Source organism: Sphingomonas palmae, from assembly GCF_900109565.1.
Classification (GTDB): Bacteria; Pseudomonadota; Alphaproteobacteria; order Sphingomonadales; family Sphingomonadaceae; genus Sphingomonas; species Sphingomonas palmae.
In genome coordinates this window covers 51,646-71,100 of record NZ_FNZZ01000006.1, presented here as the reverse complement: position 1 = coordinate 71,100, position 19,455 = coordinate 51,646, and the positions used below count along the sequence as shown (strand labels likewise).

Below are 19,455 nucleotides of genomic sequence, written 5' to 3'. Positions count from 1 at the left end.
CGATGGACGGAACGACACGGCGGACGGTACTTGGCGGCGCGGCGGCAGCTGCAGGGATGGTGCTGGGTAACAGCGCGGCGCAGGCGCAGGCGCAGGGCGGCACCGGCGGCGCACCGGCGCAGGGCACACCGCCGGCCGGGTTGCAGGACCCGCGAACCAAATACACCAACAAGCCCTTCCCCGAGCAGCGCCAGCCGTGGCCGGCGTTGCAGAGCAAGATGACGCCGCCGCCCGATTGCGGGGAAACCTCCTATCGCGGCTCAGGCAAGCTGACCGGCCGCAAGGCGCTGGTGACGGGCGGCGACAGCGGGATCGGGCGCGCTGCCGCGATCGCCTTCGCGCGCGAGGGCGCCGATGTCGCGATCAACTACTACCCGACCGAAGAACCCGATGCGCAGGAGGTCGCGCAGCTGATCCGCGCGGCCGGGCGCAAGGCGGTGCTGCTTCCCGCCGACATCCGCAGCCGCGACAATTGCGAGAAGATCGTCGCGAGCGCGATCAAGCAATTGGGCGGGCTCGATATCCTGGTCAACAACGCGGCGTACCAGCAGAGCAAGGAAAGCATCCTCGACATTAGCGACGAGCAGATGGTCCGCACGTTCGAGACCAATTACTTCGCGATGTTCCGCATCAGCAAGGCGGCGGTGCCATCGATGCCGGCGGGGTCGGTCATCATCAACACCGGGTCGGTCAACAGCTACGATCCGGGCGAGGAACTGCTCGATTATGCGTCGACGAAAGGCGCGATCCTGATCTTCACCAAGGGGCTGGCGAAGCAGCTCGCCAAGCGTGGCATCCGCGTCAACATGGTAGCGCCGGGTCCGTTCTGGACGCCGCTGCAGGTCGCGGGCGGGCAGCTGCCGGGCACGATGGGCAAGTTCGGGCAGGACCAGCCGCTCGGCCGCGCTGGGCAGCCAGCCGAACTCGCGGCGCATTACGTCCTGCTCGCCTCGGGCGAGTCGAGCTACACGACCGGCGGCGCGGTGGGTGGCAACGGCGGCAAGGGCAACCCGTAAGCGGTCAGCGGCCGAGGATGCGGCGGTAGAGCGCCAGATACTCCTCGGCCATCCGCTCGACGCTGAACCGCTCGACCACGGTGCGGCGACACGCGGCGCGGTCGATCTCGCCAATACGGTCGATCGCCGCAATAGCCTCGTCGATACTGTCGACGAGGAAGCCGTTGACGCCGTGCTCGATCAACTCGGACATCGAGCCGCGACGCATCGCAATCACGGGGGTACCGCACGCCATTGCCTCGATCACCGACAATCCGAACGGCTCGTCGAAGTTGATCAGGTGGAGTAGCGCCCTTGCCTGCCCGAGCGCACGCACCCGGGCCTCGCCGCCGACCGCGCCGTGGTAGCGGATGCGCGTGCCGTCGATGTGCGGCGCGACCTCGCGGTCGAAATAGCCCTGGTCCTGCACGATGCCGTACAGGTCGAGCGCGCGTCCGCTCGCGCGGGTGGCGGCAATCGCCTCGGCCGCTCCCTTGTCCGGGTGCATGCGGCCGAAGAACAACAGGTCGTCGCTGCCGTTCGCGTCGAAGGCGAAGTCATCCACCGGAATACCGTGGTGGATCGTCGTCGCGTAGCGCAGCCGCGGGTGACGATCGGCATCGCTGATCGCGACATACTGCACGCTATCCTGATACGGCTCGTACATCGGCAGGATGCGATCGGAGCCGAAGCCGTGGATCGTCGTCACCAGCGGCGTCGTGACCAGCGGCGCAAAGGCGTGCGCGGGAAAGTCCGCTTGATTGTGGATGATATCGAACTGATCGGCGCGCTCAAACACGTAGGACAGGTGGCGATATTCCCACACCTTCGCGTCGACACCCGGGTCCTCGTTGTAGGAAGCAGGCACGACACCGTCGAGCTTGGCCGTGGTCACGCTGTCGAGCGTCGCGAACAAGGTCACGTCGACGCCGAGCGCGACCAGTGCCTCGGTCAAAAGCGAGGTAACCAATTCCCACGGGCCGTAGTGCCGCGGCGGGGTCCGCCACGCGATCGGCGCCAGCATCGCAACACGGATCGTCATGCGGCGACCAGCCGCAGGATCAGCCCCTCGTCAGGTAACAGCGTGCTGTCGGGCGCGCGTGGCGGTAAGGTCGAGTGCATGACCGCGGTGATGGCGGTTCCCGCGGGCAGGATCAATCGCCGCGTCGACCCCGACAGGTTGAGCACGATCAGCAATCGTTCGCCATCGTAGTGCCGTTCGAATGCGAGCACGTCGCTGTCGGCCTGCGCCGACACGTAATCGCCGACCGACAGCGCGGGAGTCGCGCGCCTGAGCGCCAGCAGCCCACGGTAGAGCGACAGCATCGACCCCGTATCGTCCGCCTGCGCGGCGACATTGCGAGTGCGCCAATCGTCATGCAGCGGCAGCCACGGCTCGCCGGTGGAGAAGCCCGCGTTCGCGCGGTCGTCCCACGCCATCGGCGTACGCGAACGGTCGCGCCCGATGTCGAGCGTTGGCTGGCGGAAATGCTGCGGGTCGCGGATGCGATCGGGCGGAATCGCTACCTGTCCAATCCCGATTTCATCGCCCTGGTACAAGGTCGGCGTGCCGCGCAAGGTCAGCAGCAGCATCGCGGCGACGCGTGCCTGCGCCTCGCCGACGCGCGCGGCGATCCGGGCCGCGTCGTGGCTGCCGATCACCCAATTGGGCCAGCCGTGCGACGGGATCGAGCGCTCGTAATCGTCGATCACGCGCGCGAGCACGTCCGCCCGCCACGGCGTCTCGATCAGCGCGAAGTTGAACGGCAGATGCACCTCGGGCCGCTCGGGTGTGCCGTGCCAGCGCGCGAGGCGGTCGTTCGGCAGGAAGATTTCCCCGACCAGCACGGCGTCATATTGGTCCGCCAGTGCGCGGAACTCGGCGGCGATATCGTGCGCCTCGGGCTGGTCGGTCGAGTATCGCTGGAGCAGCCGGTCGCGCTCGGTGATGCCGGGGTGCCATGCCGGGTTGACCGGATTGTCGGGCAACCCCTCGGCCTTCACTATATGCCACAGCACGTCGATGCGGAAACCGTCGACGCCGCGCGCGAACCAGAAGCGCAGCACGTTCATCATCGCCGCACGCAGGTCGGGGTTGCGCCAGTTGAGGTCGGGTTGCTCCTTCAGGAAGGCGTGCAGGTAATATTGCCCGGTCGTCGCGTCATACTCCCACGACGAGCCGCCGAAATCGCTGATCCAGTTGTTGGGCGGGCCGCCGTCGGCTGCGGGATCGCGCCAGATATACCAGTCGCGCTTGGGGTCATCGCGCGAGGATCGGCTCGCCTTAAACCAGGGGTGCTGGTCGGACGAGTGATTGGGCACGAAGTCGAGCAGCAGTCTCAGCCCGCGCGCGTGCACCGCGGCGATCAGCCGGTCGAACGCCGCCAGATCACCGAACATCGGCGACACATCGCAGTAATCCGCGACGTCGTAACCGAAGTCCGCCATCGGCGACGGAAAGATCGGCGACAGCCAGATCGCATCGACGCCGAGCGAGTGGACGTGATCGAGATGCGCCTCGATCCCCGCCAGGTCGCCGATGCCGTCACCGTTCGCGTCGGCGAAGGAGCGCGGGTAGATCTGGTAGATCGTGCCGCGCTGCCACCACGGTGCCTGTTCAACAGCCATCATCATGGCCACGCGCCTAGCACGGTCAGGCGAGCGTCGGCAGATCGATCTCGACGCGCAAGCCCGGGCGCGCGTCGCCCAGCCGGATCGTACCGCCGTGCAGCCGCGCGACCGCGGCGACGAGCGACAGCCCCAGTCCCGATCCGCCGGCACTCCTCGCCTCGTCGAGCCGCCCGAACCGCCGCAGCGCCTCCGACTGGCGCTCGGCCGGGATACCCGTGCCCTCATCGGCGACGCTGACCGTCACCGCGCGTGGGTGGACCGCGAGTGCGAGCGTGATCGTGCCCGCGCCGTATTTCAGCGCATTGTCGACGAGATTGCCCAGCGCCTGTCCGAACAGCTCATGGTGCACCGGCAGCGTCGCCGAGACGGGCGCATCGACGACGATCGCGCGGTCGCAATCCTCCGCGAGCGGACCGTAGATTTCCGCGATCTGCGCCAGTTCGTCGGCGAGGTCGGTGGCGGTGAACGCGTCGCGCCCAATCCCCGCCTCGGCACGCGTGATGCGGAGTGCGGTCTCGACCATCGCGAGCAGCCGTTCGCCCTCCGCGACCGCGCGATCAACGGCCTCTTGCGCAGCGGGTTCGCGGACTTCAAGCGCGGCGCGCTCCAAGGCGGAGCGCAACCGGGTCAGCGGCGATTTCAGGTCGTGTGCCAACGCATCGGTCGCGAGCGTCAATTCGCCCAGCAGCGCCTCGACACGGTCAAGCGTGGTGTTGACCTCTCCTGCCAGCTCGTCGAACGCGTCGCCAGAGCGGTGCTGCTCGACGCGGCGGAGGAAGTCGCCGCCGCGCACGGCGCGCAGCGTCGCGACGGTGCGCCCGAGCCGCGCCGCGATCATGCGCGCAGTTAGAGCCGCGGCGAGGACCGCGAACAACGCCGCGAGCGCGAGCGCGACCAACGTCGCGGCCTCCAGCTCGTGGAGCAATCGTCGGTCCTGCTCGACGATGACGCCGGTCAGCAGCCGCTCGCCCCCGGCGAGCCGCGACACGCGGACGCGCATCGCCTCGGGCTGCGGGTGACCGCGGCGGAGCTGACGCACTTCGGCCGAGCGCGCATCCTCGGCCAAGTCGGCGGGCCAGCCGGCGAGGTTCCCCGCCAGTATGCGCCCGTCGCCTCCGACCAGCAGCATGACCGTGTTGGGCGTGATCTCGCGGCTGGAACGAAGTGCGACCGTATCGACCAATGCGCGCTGACCGCCGCGCGCGTAGCTGGCGAGCAGGTCGTCGCGCAGCACGGCCGAGGTAGCGGCGGCGTCGGCCGCGCTCTGCTGCCGAACGATCGCACCGACACCCAGCAGCAACACGATCGCCGCCGCCAGTTGCAGCACGAAGACGAGTGCGGCGATCCGCAGCGTGGTCGAGCGCGCGTTCACCGATGCCGCATCCTACGGATTAACCCCGAGCCGGTATCCTGCGCCGCGAACGGTATGGAGCAGCGGTCGTGCGAACCCCTCGTCCACCTTTTTGCGCAACCGGCTGAGGTGGACGTCGATGACGTTGCTGCCGGGGTCGAAATGGTAATCCCACACGCCCTCCAGCAACATGGTGCGGGTCACGACCTGATCGACGTGGCGCAGCAGGAACTCGAGCAGCCGGAACTCGCGGGGTTGGAGATCGATCGCCTTGCCGCCGCGGCGAACGCGCCTGGCGAGCAGGTCCATCTCCAGATCGTCGCAGCGCAGCAGCGTGTCGGGCGCGTTACTCGGCGCGCCGCGGCGGATCAGCAGGCGGATGCGCGCGAGCAGTTCGGCAAAAGTGAACGGCTTGGTCAGATAATCGTCGGCCCCGCCGGTCAGCCCCTTGATCCGGTCCTCCGGCGCGCCGAGTGCGGAGAGGACGATGACCGGCGTCTCCACCCCTGCCCCGCGCATGCCGGCGAGCACCGCCATGCCGTCCATCCCCGGCAGCATCCGATCGAGCACGATGCAGTGGTAACTGCCGTCGGTCGCGTGGAACAGCCCGTCGCGGCCGTTGGTCGCTCGGTCGACGACGAAACCTTCCTCGCCCAGCCCCTTGGCGATGAAGTCGGCGGTAGAGGCATCATCCTCGACCAGCAGTATCTTGTTCGCCACGCGCGTGCCCCCTTTCAGCTCCTCACACGAGGCCGAGAAATCGTCGCTGCTGTCAAGCACGCAGCGACGCCGGCTGCGTGGCGGGTGCTACGCGCAGCTGCTCCAGCACCTCGTCGAGCCGCGCCGCGACCGCGAGGTCGATCTTGTCGTGCAGCCGCAGCATTTCCAATTCGGTGCGCAGATTCACCTCGTAATCGAGCCGCGCGGCGAGCCGGTCCTTCGCCGCCTGCCGGTTCTGACTCATCATGATGATCGGCGCCTGCACCGCGGCGAGCGTCGACAGCATCAGGTTGAGGAAGATGTACGGGTACGGATCGAACGCGTGCCCCCAATGCGTCAGCACGTCGCTGTTGAGCAGCATCCAGCCGATCAGCACCGCGGAAAAGGCGATGATGAAGCTCCACGACCCGCCGACCGCCGCGACCTTGTCCGACAGGCGGTCGCCGAAGGTCGCGACATCGTCCGCCACGTCGGCGGCATCGCGCGAGACCGGACGTTTCTCCTGCATCGTGGCCAGCACGCGCTGCTCCTCCGCGTCCAGCGCGGCGGGAGTCTTGCCGATCAGGCGGCCGACGATCACGTGCAGGGGGTTGGTGGCCATGACGAAGTTCCTTTACTCATGGAACCGAGTGCCTGCCCGCCCCTGTTCGCGCGCTGAGCGTCACATGACAAAACGTCCATGAACGCGCGCGGCAGGAAACATGAAACGGATTTAAGCTAGACCTCAGCCGCGCGCCATCGCGCATGGGCTAGGCCGGTCATGCCGGGCATCAGGCCCGCACCGGGAGCCGCCATCATGTTCTTCACCGTCACGCCGCTGACCAGCCCGGAGCCGCGCTGAGCCATGCGCGCGCCCGTCTTCTTCGATCCGACCGGTCGGCGCAGCCGCTGGTCCAAGCGGTTGCTGGGATTGATCCTGCTGTCGGTGATCCTCGCCGCGGTAGCCTTCGCCTCGACGCTGGTGCGTGTGCCGCATGAGCGTGACCTGGCGCTACCGCTGCCACAGCCGCACGCGTCGCGGCTGCGCGGCAACCCGCCGCGCCACGGGCTCGCCGCCTGGCTGCCGCGCCACGCCGGCAAGAGCGCCAACACCGCGCTCAGCATCGGCTTCTACTCGCCCGGCGACGACGGCAGCATCGCGTCGCTGCGCCGGCACGTCGGCTCGCTCGACTGGGTCGTACCGTCGCTGATCACCTTTGCGGGTGCGAAGCACCAAGTGACGGTCAACGACGACGTGCGCTTCAACCGCATGATCGCCGCCATGCCGCATCCGCCCAAGGTGCTGCCGATGGTGCAGAATTTCGGCAATGCCGACTGGGACGGCGCGGGTGCCGCCGCGCTGCTCCACGACACCGCCGCACGGCGCTCGTTCGCAATTAAGCTCGGCAAGTTGGTAATCGCGCGCCACTACGGTGGGGTGGTGCTCGACATCGAGGCGCTGCCCGCCAGCGCGATGCGTGACTATCTGCGCTTCTTAGGCGACGTGCGCGTCGCGCTGCCCAAGGGCGCGCAATTGGCAGTGACCGCTCCCGCAGAGGACGAGGCGTGGCCCCTGGCGGCGATCGCGCGCGCGTCCGACAAGCTGATTTTCATGGCCTACGACCAGCATTGGGAAGGTGGCTCCGCCGGCCCGATCGCGGCGCAGGACTGGTTCGTCGCGCAGGTGCAGGACGCGTTGAAGCGGGTCGGGCGTGAGAAGCTGGTCGTGGCGCTCGGCAGCTACGGCTATGACTGGCACGGCGACGACACCGATGCGCTGACGATGGAGGAAGCGTGGATGGCGGCGCACGACAGCGATGCCGCCATTAGCTTCGATCCTGCCAGCGGCAACGCAGGCTTCGCTTATGACGAAGGTGGCGTGCACCACGCGATCTGGATGCTCGACGCAGCCACCAGCTGGAACCAGATGCAGGTGCTCAAACGCCTGGGGGTTGGCGACGTGGCGCTATGGCGGCTGGGCAGCGAAGACCCGGGATTCTGGTCCGACCTGGGCGCATTCCGCACCGGCGGCACGCCCGATCTGTCGACGCTCAAGCAGTTGCTCAACACCGATGTCGAGGGCAGCGGAGAGATCCTGCGCATCACCGCGACGCCGCAGACGGGGCACCGCACGGTCGCGGCCGACGCCAGTGGGATCATCCGGCAGGAGCGCTACGACGCGCTGCCGACGCCCTACGTGGTGCGGCGCGCGGGTGCGGCCGATCCGAAGAAGCTGGCGCTCACCTTCGACGACGGGCCAGACGGCACCTGGACGCCCAAAATCCTGAACGTGCTGGAACAGGCGCACGTGCCGGGTACCTTTTTCGTCATCGGCGAGAACGCGCTGGAGCACCCCGGGCTGCTCAACCGCATCATCGCCGACGGTGGCGAGATCGGCAATCACACCTACACCCACCCCAATCTCGCTGCCGCCAGCGCGCGCGAGACTGATTTGCAGATGAACGCGACACAGCGGATGGTGCAGGCCTATACCGGCCGGTCGATGCGGCTGTTCCGCGCGCCCTATTTCGGTGACGCGGAGCCGACCACGACCGACGAGCTCGGGCCGGCGCTCGCTGCGCAGGAAGCGGGCTATACCGTCGTCGGCCTCCACGTCGACCCGAACGACTGGCAGCGCCCCGGCACTGACGCGATCGTCACCCAAGTGATCGATCAGGTCCACAGCGCGACGCCCGACAATTCCGCCAACGTTATCCTGCTCCACGACGGCGGCGGCGACCGGTCGCAGACGGTGGCGGCGCTGCCGCGAATCATCGCAACGCTTAAATCGGAAGGGTATCAGTTCGTCACCGCGTCCGAGCTGGTCGGCGTGCCGCCGGCGCAGGCGATGCCGAAGGTGTCAGGCCACGACCTGCTCGCCGTGCGTACCGATGTCGCGGTGTTCATCGCGCTCGCCGCCATCTCCGCGCTGCTCGGCTGGCTTTTCTTCGTCGCAATCAGCCTGGGCATCGCGCGCGGCGTGATGATGGCGGGGCTCGCGTGGCTGCAGAGCCGCCGCAAGCGTCCCGAGCCGCCGGTGTTCACGCCCAGCGTCTCGGTCATCATCCCCGCATATAACGAGGAGCGCGTCATCGCCGCCTCTGTCGCGCGCGTGTTGGCGAGCGACTATCCGGCCTTGCAGGTGATCGTCGTCGACGATGGATCGAAGGACCGTACCAGCGCGATCGTTGCGGAGACCTACCCGGACGACCCGCGCGTCACGCTGCTGACGCTCCCGAACGGCGGCAAGGCGGCGGCGCTCAACCGCGCGCTCCGCGACGCGACCGGAGAGGTCGTGATCGCGCTCGACGCCGACACGCAGTTTGAGCCGCAGACGATCCGCCGCCTGGCACGCTGGTTCGCCGACGCGCGGATCGGCGCGGTCGCGGGCGACGCGCGCGTCGGCAACCGCGTCAATTTGGTCACTCGCTGGCAGGCGGTCGAATATATCACCTCGCAGAACCTGGAACGCCGCGCGCTCGCGGGCTTCGATGCGATGACCGTCGTGCCGGGCGCGGTCGGCGCGTGGAGGCGGGCCGCACTGGACGCAGTCGGCGGCTATCCTGAGGACACGCTGGCGGAGGATCAGGATCTGACGATCGCGATCCAGCGCGCGGGCTGGCGGGTCACCTTCGATCCCGGCGCGGTCGCCTGGACCGAGGCGCCGGAGAGCTTCCGCGCGCTCGCCAAGCAGCGCTACCGCTGGGCGTTCGGCACGCTGCAATGCCTGTGGAAGCACCGCGGCATCCTGCGTAACCGGCGTCCGCGCGGGCTCGCCTTCGTTGGCATGCCGCAGGCGTGGCTGTTCCAGATCCTGTTCGCCGCGATCTCGCCGTTGATCGACCTGGCGCTGATCCTGTCGATCGCCGGCACCGCGCTGCGCGTGTCGCAGCACGGCTGGGCGCAGACGAGCGGCGATGTCGGCACAATGGCGCTCTACTGGATCGCCTTCACCACCATCGACGTGCTGTGCGGCTGGGTCGCCTACGTGCTCGACGGCGGACGCGCACGCTACCCCGCGCATCTGCTCGTCGCGCAGCGGCTGGTCTATCGCCAGATCATGTACTGGGTGGTGCTGCGCGCGATCGCGTCGGCGATCGGCGGCTGGGTGGTCGGCTGGAACAAGCTGGAGCGCAGCGGCCGCGTCACCGCCGCGACGGCGTGAACCGGTGAGTGGCGCGGATAACACCGCGCCACTCACCGGTCACCTCGCCGATCGTCTCGACTGCTTGAGGCCGGCATCGGGTCCGATACACGCGTGGTCGGATTCCTCGCTAACCGATCAGGTCTGCGCGCAATCAGCGCCCGCTGCCCGCCAGGTACCGCGCGACCGGATCGATCATCTCTTCGGGGATGCGCCGTGCAATCACCGGCATGATCGCCTGCGATTGTCGCGCGTCGTTCTCCTTGCCGTCGCCCTTCCAGTGACGCAGCCGTGCCGCGATGTAGCTCGCGCGCTGCCCGGTCAGGATCGGCTGCGGCTTGCCCGGAGCGTGACAGCTGGCGCAGGCGGGCAGCTGGATCCGCGGCACGCCGCGTTCGACGATCTGCTGCGCGCGCCGCTGGGAGCGCGATGCGGTAATTGCGGCGGCGGGTCGATCCTCCAGCCCCGGCTTTGCTGCGAAATGGCGCGCCAGGGCGCTGATCTGCGTATCGTCCAGCGTCGCCGCCGCCTGCTGCATCACCGCGCTGTCGCGTTCGCTCGCGCGGTAGGCGCGCAGTGCCGCCTCCAGCGCCGCGACGCGCTGCCCGGCCAGGATCGGAATGTCGCCCTGCCCGCGCCCGCGACCATCGGTGCCGTGGCACCCGGTGCAGCGCGCGACCAGCGCCGCTCCGCCCGCGGGCAAGCTCGCCGGCGCAACCGGCGCCGCCACGAGCGCCCTGTATCGCGCCGGCGTCATCGTCGGCAGCGCGCGGACGAACGCGACCATGCGCCTGATCTCGTCGTCGCGTCCGTCGGCGCCCCACGCCGGCATGCCCGAGAATTTGACGCCGTGTCGCAGGATCCAGAATAGCTGGCGGTCGCTCCACTCGCGCGCGTTGACCGACAAATCGGGTGCGTGCGGGGTCGCGCGCTGCATGACGGGCAGCGGACGCACGCCGGGCGCACCGTGGCACGAGGCGCACGCCTGCGCGAAATGCCCGGCCGCGCTGACCATGCCGCCGCGGTCGATGATCGTCTCCGGCGTCGAGATCGCCGCGTGGGTGCGTACCGAGTTGCGCATCACCCAGTGCAGGAACCAGTTACTGATCGCCCAGTGACCGCTCGATGCCGCCACGTTGAAGATGCCCGACCAGGCGAATGCCATGCCGAAGGCGAAGATGCCCAGCAGCGAAACGATCACCCGCTTCCACGTCAGACGGATCGTCACGCGCGTACCTCCTTCTGCCGCAACAGTCCGGCGAGCATCCACAATCCCCCCAAGCAGTAACTCGCGCCGCCCACGACGAGCATGACGACGCCGCCGAGCTGCTGGTCGGCGAGCGCGTCGAGCCCGAACGTGGGATGCATCGCCATGCCGGCATAGAGCGGGCGCGGCGCTAGGCCGATCAGGACGCCCAGCAGGGTCATGTGCATAGAGGTCAGCAGCAGCGCCGCCACGCCCGTGGCAGGCCGCATCAGCGCGCTGCGCCATAGCGCGTAGCCGACTGCGAGGAACATTGCCTGTTCGAGCAGCGCAACCGCCACCCAGCCATCAGCCGCCGCGCGCGCCGCCGGCAGGTGCCAGCCCCACACCACCACCAGCTCCACCGCCGCAACCAGCAGCGGAGCGCCGTGGCCCGCCGAGCCCGCAGAAACCGCATCACCGCGCCACGCGAGCAACGGCGCGGCTACCGCAACCGCGAGCATGTGCCCCGCCATGTGTCCGGTCATGCCGAGATGCGCGATCGACAGCGCCACCGAAAGCGCAGCAACGAAGAGGCCTCCGGCGCGGATCACCGGCAGTCGGTCAGCATCAGCGCCGGCGCCGCGGTGAACAGCACCGCGACGAAGCTCAACCCCGCGAGCAGCAGCGTCGCGGTCGCGAGGAACCGCGTGCGGTCGATGCCCGTGCTCTCGTCGTGCGGTGGCGGATCACCGGGTGTGCGGCTCTGGACAAAGGCGATCGCGCCCGACGCGACGATGATGCCGAGCGCCAGAATCGTGCCGGCGACGAACGCGATGGGAAAGCGCGCGAAGCCCCCCTGCTTGGCGCACGACACTGCGACCCACAGATAGCAGAAGAGGAAATGCACCGCCCAGACGGTCGGCGGAACGATCAGCGTCCACAAGGTTACCCGCCGCTCGCGCAGCCGCTCGGTCAGGCCGCGATCGTCGTCGCCGCTCGTGTCGTCCTCGCTCATGATGCGAGCGGGAACAGCCCGATCGTCGCGTAGGTGACGATCGCGGTAAGTGCGAGGAAGTGAAAATAAACGGTGATGTTGCGGAGGTCCGCGTCATATTCAGGCGTCATGCGGCCGGCGATGCTCCTGGCGAGCGTGTAGGACTGGCAGATCACGCCGACCCCGGCGTGCGTCGCGGTCCAGATCGCGAGCGTCCATACGATCGCCGGGTAGACGTGCAATGTGGGTGCGAGCCCGGTCACCCACGGTCCTGCAAGGCCCGCGAACAGGCTGGCGAGTGTGACGAGGATGCCGACGCCGAGCAAACCGCGCGCGACCGACACCTGTCCCCGCGCGTGCAGTTCGCGCGCCGCGACCGTCATCGCCCATGACGCCAGCGTCAGCCCCATCGCCGTCATCGGCCAGAACGCGCCCGGCCCGTTCATGCCCAGCCCCGATGGCGGGAACGCGGGGTGCACCGTCCAGAAGAAATAGTAACCAAAGACGAGGCCGGAAAAAGCGGTCGCGTCGGCCATCATGGTGATGAACATCGCCCACCAGCCGGGTGCTGCGGGACCGGAGCGGTAGAGCGGCAGCACGATGCCGTGCCCGATCGGCTTCTCGCGCTTCTCCGGTATCTCCGCAGTCGACCACAGCCACCACAGCACCGCCGCCAGCGTCACCACTCCGCCCGCGAGCGCCAACCAGTAGAGGTGATAGGTCGTCAGGATGAACACGCTGCCGAGCGCGACCGCGGTGATCATCGGCACGACGCTGGGCGTACCCAGCCGGATTACCTGCGCCGGGCGCGCGTCGATCGTCGTCGTGATAATCGTCTCGCGCCGGCCTTCCTCCGCGTCGGGCAGGAAGAAGCGGCCCTCGTCGACCTTGGCGACAAAATCCTTCTGATCCCAGATCGGATAGCGGCTCTCGATCAGCGGTACCGAGCGGATGCCCCAATCCTCGTCGTCGGGGTGCGCCAGCCACTCGAGCGTGCCCGCATGCCACGGATTGCGCGGCGCCTTCGCGCGCCTCGGGCTGAGCGCCAGGTCGACCACGATCACCAGCACGCCGGCGGCGAACAGGTAGCTGCCCACCGTCGACAGCAGGTTCAATCCGTCGACGCCCAGCTCGGCCGGATAGGTGAACACGCGCCTGGGCATGCCGAGCAAGCCAGTGATGTGCATCGGAAAGAAGGTCAGATTGGCGCCGACGAACAGGATCCAGAAGGCGGTACGCCCCAGCCGGTCAGAAAGCTTCTTTCCCGTGATCAGCGGCCAGTAATAATAGAGCCCGCCGAACAGCGGCAGCAACGTGCCGCCGATCAGCACGTAATGGAGGTGCGCGACGATGAAATAGGTGTCGTGCGCCTGCCAGTCGAACGGCGCGATCGCGACCATCACGCCCGTCAGCCCGCCGATGACGAAGATCGCGATCGCGCCGAGTGCGAATAGCAGCGGGGTCGAGAAGACGACGCGCCCGGCCCAGAGCGTCGCGATGAACACGAAGATCTGCACGCCTGTCGGTATCGCAACCGCTTCGGATGCGGCGGAGAAGAACGCCAGGCTGATCTTGGGCAGTCCGGTCGCGAACATATGGTGGACCCACAGACCGAAGCTCAGGAACGCGGTGCCGACCGCCGCCAGCACGATCCACGGATAGCCAAGAATGTGGCGCCGCGCGAAGGTCGGGATCATCATCGCGAACAAGGCGATCGACGGCAGAAAGACGATGTAGACCTCCGGGTGGCCGAAGATCCAGAACAGGTGCTGCCACAGCAGCGGATCGCCGCCCTTCGCGGGATCGAAGAAGGGCCAGCCGAGCAGCCGCTCGAGCTCGAACAGCACGTCGCCCGCGATCAGCGGCGGGAAGGCGAACAGGATCATGACCGCGACGACCAGGATGTACCAGGCGTATAGCGGCATCAGGTTCAGCCGCATGCCCGGCGGGCGGCATTTCAGCACACCGACGATCAGCTCGACCGCGGCGGCGACCGATGACACCTCGATGAAGCTCAGCCCCAGCATCCAGATGTCGGCGCCCAGCCCCGACAGATCGGTGCGGGTGGTGAACGGCGGGTACATGAACCAGCCGCCGTCGGGCGCCACGTCGAAGAAGATCGAGCCGGAGACGAACACGCCGCCGATCAGGAAACTCCAGTAACCGAAGGCGGACAGCCGCGGAAACGGCAGGTCGCGCGCGCCGAGCAGCTGCGGCAGGAGGATGATCGATACCGCCTCAAACATCGGGACGGCGAACAGGAACATCATCATCGACCCGTGCAGCGTGAACAGCTGGTTGAAGGTCGATGCGGTGACGAGATCGTTGGACGGGACGGCGAGCTGCGCGCGCATGATCAGCGCCAGCACGCCCGCGAACAGCATGAAGCCGAATGCGGTCAGCGTGTACCACACCCCAACTCGGTTGTTGTTGACATCGGTCCAGCGGAAGAACCACCCCGACGGCGGCTTCCACACCGCGCGCAGGCGCTCCTCCTGCGCGGCGCGGAGCGCGGGATCGTCCTGCGCGTGAAGGCTCATGCCGGCGTTCCCGCGCGAGAAATCATTTCAGCGTTTCCAGATAGCGCGCGATCGCCAATGCGTCGGCGGGCGCGAGATGCGTGTAGCGCGGCATGCGCGCGCCGGGCTTCACCGCCGGTGCGTTGCGAATGAAGCGGACGAGATTGGCGGTGCTCATCGGCATGATGCCTGCGCCCAGCGTCGCGCGACCGGCGATGTGCGAGAAATCGGGTCCGATCCTGCCAGTGGCTGGCGTGCCCGCGACCGCGTGGCAGCCGCCGCAGCCGTTGTCGGCGAACATGCGCGCGCCGCGTTGCGCCACGAGCGTGGCCGGCGTGGGCGGCGGACGGCGTTGCTCGGTGAGCCAGCGATCGAACGCGGCCGGCTCCATCGCGACCACGTCGAACGCCATCAACGCGTGGCTCAACCCGCAGAATTCTGCGCACTGCCCGCGGTAGCGCCCTGCCCTCGTGGCGCGCGCCACCAGCCGGTTGGTGCGGCCGGGGATCATGTCGACCTTGCCCGCCAGCCCGGGTATCCAGAAACTGTGGATCACGTCGCCCGCACTCAGGCGAAAGTCGACCGTACGGCCGACCGGAATACGCACCTCGTTCGCCGCAGCGAATGCGCCGCCGTCAGCCGCGCGGTAGCCGACGCGCCACCAGAATTGCTCGCCCGACACGTCGACCACCAGTGCACGATCGTCGGCCTTCATCGGGCGCATCGCCGGCAAGGTGCCGATCAACAGCGCCGCGAGCACCACTGTCGGCACGATCGCGCCTGCCCACAGGACAAGCCGCATCCCGCCGCGATGCCCGATTGCGCCCTGCCGCGATCGAATCGCGATCGTGAACAGGGCAGCGACAATCACGAAGATCAGCACGCCGCCCGCCGTCATCAGCAGCGTCAGGTCACGCATGCTCGCAGCTTCGCTACCGAAGGTCGAAAAGGCGGACTGGCGCGACATATGGCCGTTTCGACCCGTAAATCGCCATTGATGCAAGCGGCCAGTGGCCGCGCAACAGAACGTTACACGCCGAAACGGATCGAGAGCGCGTCTGCCGTCACATCATCCGCTCGCGCAGGTTGAACAGGATGACGAGCGTCCCTGACACCATCAGCGTCACGATCAGGGTCGAGAACAGCACCAGCAACAGGTCGTCGCGGGACGACCTAGCGAGGCTGATGTGAAGAAAACAGCGGAACTGCACGACCACCTGCACCAGACCGAGCCCGAGAATGATCGCGAGCGTAGTGCCCGCAGACGCGACCGGCCAGTGCACTGCGGCGAAGGCGGCAAGCGTCAGCGCGAGCGCTAGCATGAAGCCGGTCAGATAGGTCAGCGTCTCGCGCCGGCGGTCGTTCATGGCAGATGCGCCTGCAGGTAGACGACGCTCAGGATCGCGATCCAGATCACGTCGAGGAAATGCCAGAACAAACTGAGGCGCAGCACGTTGATCCGCACGCGCGCGTCGAAGCCGTAGGCGCCGATCTGTGCTGCCATGACCAGCATCCAGACGCAGCCTGCCAGCACGTGAATCCCGTGAAGCGGCACGAGTGCGAAGAACGCCGACAGGAACGCGCTGCGCGTCGGATAGGCGCCGTCGGCGAACATGGTCGCCAAATCGTGCCCCTCCAGCGCCAGAAACGCGATGCCGAGCACGAAGGTCAGGCCCATCCACGCCAACACCGCGCGCCTTGTCTCGTCATACTTCATCGCCAGCACGGTCAGGCCGATCGTCAGGCTGCTGGTGAGCAGCAGCAGCGTCTCGGCGAGCGCGCTGTCGAGCTTGAACTCGCGTGCAGGCGTCGGACCGCCCGCGGTCGCGGCGAGTGCGGTGCCGTAGATCGCGAACAGCAGCGCGAAGATCACGGCGTCGCTCATCAGGAAGATCCAGAAGCCGAAGATGCCGCTCTCTGCGTTGGCGTCGGGCCGGTTCTCGGTCCCGCCCATGTTGATGCCGGCGTGCTGCAGCGACGGCTCGCTCATGCCGCTGTCTCCGCCAGTCCCTGATTTCGCGGCGTGAATTCCACGTCGCGCCCGATCGGTGTCGCCGCGTTCAGCGCGTCGTGCCAGCGATGCTCAGTTTCGGCGACCTCCGCCGCGGGGATGGTGCGGTGCGTGTCGCGCACGAAGCTGCGCAGGATCAGAGCGGCAACGATCCCCAACACGGCGATGATCGCGAGCCACCACATGTGCCAGACGAGCCCGAACGCCGCACCCAAACCGGCCACGCCGATCGACAGGCTGGTGACACTGTTTCGCGGTACGCTGATCGCGTCGTAATGCGCGTGTCGGCGATAGTGACCGTTGTCGCGCTTGCCGTCGTAGAAAGGGTCTCGGCCGTCCACGTGCGGGATCACCGCGAAATTATATTCGGGCGGTGGAGAGGAGGTCGACCATTCGAGACTGCGTCCATCCCACGGATCGCCCGCGAAAACGCGGTTCGCGTCGCGTTCGCGGATGCTGACCACCAGCTGCACCACCAGCGAGGCGAGCGCGCACAGGATAACGAGCGCGCCGGCACCGGCGACGTAGAGCCACGGGCGGAAATCGGGCTCGAAAATTTCGCTGGTCCGTCGCGCCATCCCGCTCGCGCCCAGCACGTAGAGCGGCATGAAGGCGAGGTAGAAGCCGATCACCCAGCAGGCGAAAGCAATGCGTCCCCAGCGCTCGTTCAGCCGGACGCCGAACGCCTTGGGAAACCAGTAGGTATAGCCCGCGAGCAGGCCGTAGAGCAGGCCCGGGATCAGCATGTTGTGGAAGTGCGCGACCAGGAACAGCGTGTTGTGGAACACGTAGTCGAGCGGCGGGATCGCGAGGATGATGCCGGTAAAGCCGCCGATGACGAACGTCACCATGAACGCCAGCGAGTAGAGCATCGGCACGCTGAAGCGCACCTCGCCGCGGAACATGGTCCAGATCCAGTCGTAAATTTTTACCCCTGTCGGTACGCCGATCGTCATCGTCGCGATGCCGAACACCGTGTTGATGTTCGCCGACTGCCCCATCGTGAAGAAATGGTGCACCCACACGGTGAAGCTCAGCACCGCAATCGCCATCGTCGCCAGCACCAGCGAGACGTAGCCGTATAGCTCCTTCGACGAGAAGGTGGAGACAACCTCGGAATAGATGCCGAACGCGGGCAGGATCAGGATGTAGACCTCGGGATGACCGAACAGCCAGAACAGGTTGGCATAGTTCATCATGTTGCCGCCAAGGTCGTTGGTGAAGAAGTGAAAGCCCAAATAGCGGTCTAGCGCGAGAAGCGCGGTCGCGACGGTCAGCGGCGGCATGGCGAAAATCATCAGGATGCTGGTGCACAGGCTCGTCCAGCAGAACATCGGCATACGCATGTAGGTCATGCCCGGCGCACGCAGCTTGAAGATGGTGCAGGCGATGTTGATGCCGCCGAGCGTCGATCCGATCGAGCCGAGCGTCACCGCCCATATCCAGTAATCCGGCCCGACGTCCGGACTGAAAGCAAGCCCGGTATACGGCGGATAGCCGCTCCACCCGCCAGTCGAGAAGCGGCCGACGACCAGGCTCACCATCATCAGGATCGCGCCGCCGCCCGTCAGCGACAGCGCGACCGAGTTGGCCCAGGGAAAGGCCATGTCGCGAGCCCCGATCTGCAGCGGCATCACGTAGTTGATCACGCCGGTCAGGAACGGCATCGCCATGAAGAACACCATGATCGAGCCGTGGGTCGAGAACAGCTGCGAGAAATGGTCGGACGAGAGGAAGCCGGGATCGCCGATCGCTGCGGCCTGCTGCATCCGCATCAGCACCGCTTCCACCACCGCGCGCGACAGCATCACCAGCGCGATGGCGACGTACATGATGCCGATTTTCTTATGATCGAGGCTCGTCACCCATTCCACCAGCGTGCCCCAGCGTCGATAGCGGGTCAGCAGCGCGACGGTAATGACGAAACCGATGATGACGAGCGAGGCGGCGCCGGCACCGATGATCTCGCTCGCATTCGGGTTCTCCCACGCGCGGACGAACGGCAGGTCGTGCCAAGTGAAACGGCCGAGTACGGCGGGCCAGATCGGAGAATAAGCGGTCTGCACGAGCTCAGGACGCCTTTCGCATGGCAGAACGGTGGCCGGCGTGGGGGTGAGAAGCACCGCCCGTCGCAGCGATGACGTGGTCGAAGAACTTTGGCGGCACCGCGGAAAAGGTCTGTGGACCGGTCGTATTCTGCCGCGACAAGGCAGCCCAGGCGCGCTGATCTAGCGGCCGCCCTGTCCCTCGGGCACGCGCCAGCCACGCGGCGTATGCCGGACCGGTCATGCTGATGACCGGAAACTTCTGCTGCGCGAACTTCTCGCCGCTGAACTGCGTGTTCTCGCCGCGAAAGATACCCGGCCGGTCGACCGCAAAATTCATCCGCGTGCGCATGCCCGCCATTGCGTACACCTGCCCCGCCAGTTGCGGCAGCAGCAGCGACTGCATCACGGTGCCGCTGGTCAGCGAGACATGGATGGGCCGGCCGGCGGGCACCGCCAGCTGGTTGACGGTCGCGACACCCTCACCGGGGTAGATGAACACCCATTTCCAATTCAGCGCGATCGCCTGAACACGGACCGGCTCGCCCTGCCCGGCCCGGCGTGTGTAAGGATCGTCGCGCTGCGTCGCCGGCCACAGGAGGATCGCAAGAAGCACGACGATGCCGATCGGCGGTATCCAAATGAAACCTTCGAGCGTCCAGGAGAACGCCCATTTGGGCCGATAAGCGTCATTGGTGTTCGATCGCCGATAATGCCACGCGATCAGCGGAACCAGGATCACGACCGGCACCCAGACGAACAACAGGATGCCCGACACCAGCAGCAGCAGATGGCGCTCGTGGCTCGCGACCGGCCCTTGCGCATTCAGGATGCCGTGGTCGAGCGCGGCACAGCCGTTCAGAATGGCGAGCGCAAGCAT

16 protein-coding genes are annotated in these 19,455 nt (G+C 67.3%); 2 read left to right on the top strand and 14 right to left on the bottom strand.

Annotation, left to right across the window (positions count from 1 at the left end):
* Positions 1-2: 2 nt before the first annotated feature.
* Entirely contained in the window at positions 3-1,016 is a 1,014-nt protein-coding gene (locus BMW51_RS13740) for an SDR family oxidoreductase (protein ID WP_093007417.1), read from the top strand.
* Positions 1,017-1,020: 4 nt separating this feature from the next.
* Here the strand turns inward: BMW51_RS13740 and BMW51_RS13735 are convergent, their stop codons facing one another.
* Genes BMW51_RS13735 through BMW51_RS13715 form a run of 5 tightly spaced genes read right to left on the bottom strand, consistent with a single transcriptional unit; the run spans position 1,021 to position 6,298 of the window.
* On the bottom strand, positions 1,021-2,031 hold the full coding sequence (locus tag BMW51_RS13735; protein WP_093007684.1) for a glycosyltransferase family 4 protein: 1,011 nt from the start codon (positions 2,029-2,031) through the stop codon (positions 1,021-1,023).
* Between the two features lie 2 nt (positions 2,032-2,033).
* Positions 2,034-3,623 (bottom strand): alpha-amylase family glycosyl hydrolase, encoded by a 1,590-nt coding sequence (locus BMW51_RS13730; protein ID WP_218139398.1) that lies wholly within the window; start codon positions 3,621-3,623, stop codon positions 2,034-2,036.
* A gap of 25 nt (positions 3,624-3,648) precedes the next feature.
* On the bottom strand, positions 3,649-4,998 hold the full coding sequence (locus BMW51_RS13725; RefSeq protein WP_093007415.1) for a sensor histidine kinase: 1,350 nt from the start codon (positions 4,996-4,998) through the stop codon (positions 3,649-3,651).
* Positions 4,999-5,010: 12 nt separating this feature from the next.
* Positions 5,011-5,697, bottom strand: a complete 687-nt coding sequence (locus BMW51_RS13720) for a winged helix-turn-helix domain-containing protein (RefSeq protein ID WP_093007680.1) — start codon at positions 5,695-5,697, stop codon at positions 5,011-5,013.
* Between the two features lie 52 nt (positions 5,698-5,749).
* Positions 5,750-6,298: a DUF1003 domain-containing protein gene (locus BMW51_RS13715; RefSeq protein ID WP_093007413.1), complete on the bottom strand. Its 549-nt coding sequence runs from the start codon at positions 6,296-6,298 to the stop codon at positions 5,750-5,752.
* 243 nt (positions 6,299-6,541) lie between these two features.
* Here BMW51_RS13715 and BMW51_RS13710 point away from each other — a divergent pair, with 243 nt between their 5' ends.
* Positions 6,542-9,841, top strand: a complete 3,300-nt coding sequence (locus BMW51_RS13710; protein ID WP_093007411.1) for a trifunctional glycoside hydrolase family 18/polysaccharide deacetylase/glycosyltransferase family 2 protein — start codon at positions 6,542-6,544, stop codon at positions 9,839-9,841.
* A 133-nt stretch (positions 9,842-9,974) separates the two neighbouring features.
* Here the strand turns inward: BMW51_RS13710 and BMW51_RS13705 are convergent, their stop codons facing one another.
* The 9 genes from BMW51_RS13705 to BMW51_RS13665 form a co-directional block, all read right to left on the bottom strand.
* Positions 9,975-11,048 (bottom strand): c-type cytochrome, encoded by a 1,074-nt coding sequence (locus tag BMW51_RS13705; protein ID WP_093007409.1) that lies wholly within the window; start codon positions 11,046-11,048, stop codon positions 9,975-9,977.
* Complete coding sequence (locus BMW51_RS13700; RefSeq protein ID WP_425440998.1) at positions 11,045-11,617, bottom strand: cytochrome c oxidase assembly protein; 573 nt, start codon at positions 11,615-11,617, stop codon at positions 11,045-11,047. The genes BMW51_RS13705 and BMW51_RS13700 overlap by 4 nt, the downstream gene beginning before the upstream one ends.
* Complete coding sequence (locus BMW51_RS13695; RefSeq protein ID WP_425440997.1) at positions 11,614-12,021, bottom strand: hypothetical protein; 408 nt, start codon at positions 12,019-12,021, stop codon at positions 11,614-11,616. Before BMW51_RS13695 ends, BMW51_RS13700 begins: the two co-directional genes overlap by 4 nt.
* A complete protein-coding gene (gene ctaD, locus BMW51_RS13690; protein ID WP_093007407.1) occupies positions 12,018-14,540 on the bottom strand; it encodes a cytochrome c oxidase subunit I in 2,523 nt (840 codons plus the stop codon). Before ctaD ends, BMW51_RS13695 begins: the two co-directional genes overlap by 4 nt.
* 22 nt (positions 14,541-14,562) lie before the next feature.
* Positions 14,563-15,438 carry a cytochrome c oxidase subunit II gene (gene coxB, locus BMW51_RS13685; RefSeq protein WP_245708545.1) on the bottom strand — a complete coding sequence of 292 codons (876 nt, stop codon included), beginning with the start codon at positions 15,436-15,438 and terminating at the stop codon, positions 14,563-14,565.
* A 145-nt stretch (positions 15,439-15,583) separates the two neighbouring features.
* Complete coding sequence (locus tag BMW51_RS13680; RefSeq protein WP_093007403.1) at positions 15,584-15,886, bottom strand: cytochrome o ubiquinol oxidase subunit IV; 303 nt, start codon at positions 15,884-15,886, stop codon at positions 15,584-15,586.
* Positions 15,883-16,509 carry a cytochrome c oxidase subunit 3 gene (locus BMW51_RS13675; RefSeq protein ID WP_093007401.1) on the bottom strand — a complete coding sequence of 209 codons (627 nt, stop codon included), beginning with the start codon at positions 16,507-16,509 and terminating at the stop codon, positions 15,883-15,885. The genes BMW51_RS13680 and BMW51_RS13675 overlap by 4 nt, the downstream gene beginning before the upstream one ends.
* Positions 16,506-18,596, bottom strand: a complete 2,091-nt coding sequence (locus BMW51_RS13670) for a cbb3-type cytochrome c oxidase subunit I (protein ID WP_245708542.1) — start codon at positions 18,594-18,596, stop codon at positions 16,506-16,508. Before BMW51_RS13670 ends, BMW51_RS13675 begins: the two co-directional genes overlap by 4 nt.
* A 4-nt stretch (positions 18,597-18,600) precedes the next feature.
* Entirely contained in the window at positions 18,601-19,455 is an 855-nt protein-coding gene (locus BMW51_RS13665; protein ID WP_093007397.1) for a cytochrome ubiquinol oxidase subunit II family protein, read from the bottom strand.

Excerpts from the sequence above, each read along its gene's own strand:
- BMW51_RS13675 (WP_093007401.1), bottom strand. The coding sequence starts at position 16,509 with ATGAGCGAGCCGTCGCTGCAGCACGCCGGCATCAACATGGGCGGGACC.
- BMW51_RS13665 (WP_093007397.1), bottom strand. The coding sequence starts at position 19,455 with ATGCTTGCGCTCGCCATTCTGAACGGCTGTGCCGCGCTCGACCACGGC.
- coxB (WP_245708545.1), bottom strand. The coding sequence starts at position 15,438 with ATGCGTGACCTGACGCTGCTGATGACGGCGGGCGGCGTGCTGATCTTC.
- BMW51_RS13715 (WP_093007413.1), bottom strand. The coding sequence starts at position 6,298 with ATGGCCACCAACCCCCTGCACGTGATCGTCGGCCGCCTGATCGGCAAG.
- BMW51_RS13740 (WP_093007417.1), top strand. The coding sequence starts at position 3 with ATGGACGGAACGACACGGCGGACGGTACTTGGCGGCGCGGCGGCAGCT.
- ctaD (WP_093007407.1), bottom strand. The coding sequence starts at position 14,540 with ATGAGCCTTCACGCGCAGGACGATCCCGCGCTCCGCGCCGCGCAGGAG.
- BMW51_RS13680 (WP_093007403.1), bottom strand. The coding sequence starts at position 15,886 with ATGAACGACCGCCGGCGCGAGACGCTGACCTATCTGACCGGCTTCATG.
- BMW51_RS13710 (WP_093007411.1), top strand. The coding sequence starts at position 6,542 with ATGCGCGCGCCCGTCTTCTTCGATCCGACCGGTCGGCGCAGCCGCTGG.
- BMW51_RS13695 (WP_425440997.1), bottom strand. The coding sequence starts at position 12,021 with ATGAGCGAGGACGACACGAGCGGCGACGACGATCGCGGCCTGACCGAG.
- BMW51_RS13730 (WP_218139398.1), bottom strand. The coding sequence starts at position 3,623 with ATGGCTGTTGAACAGGCACCGTGGTGGCAGCGCGGCACGATCTACCAG.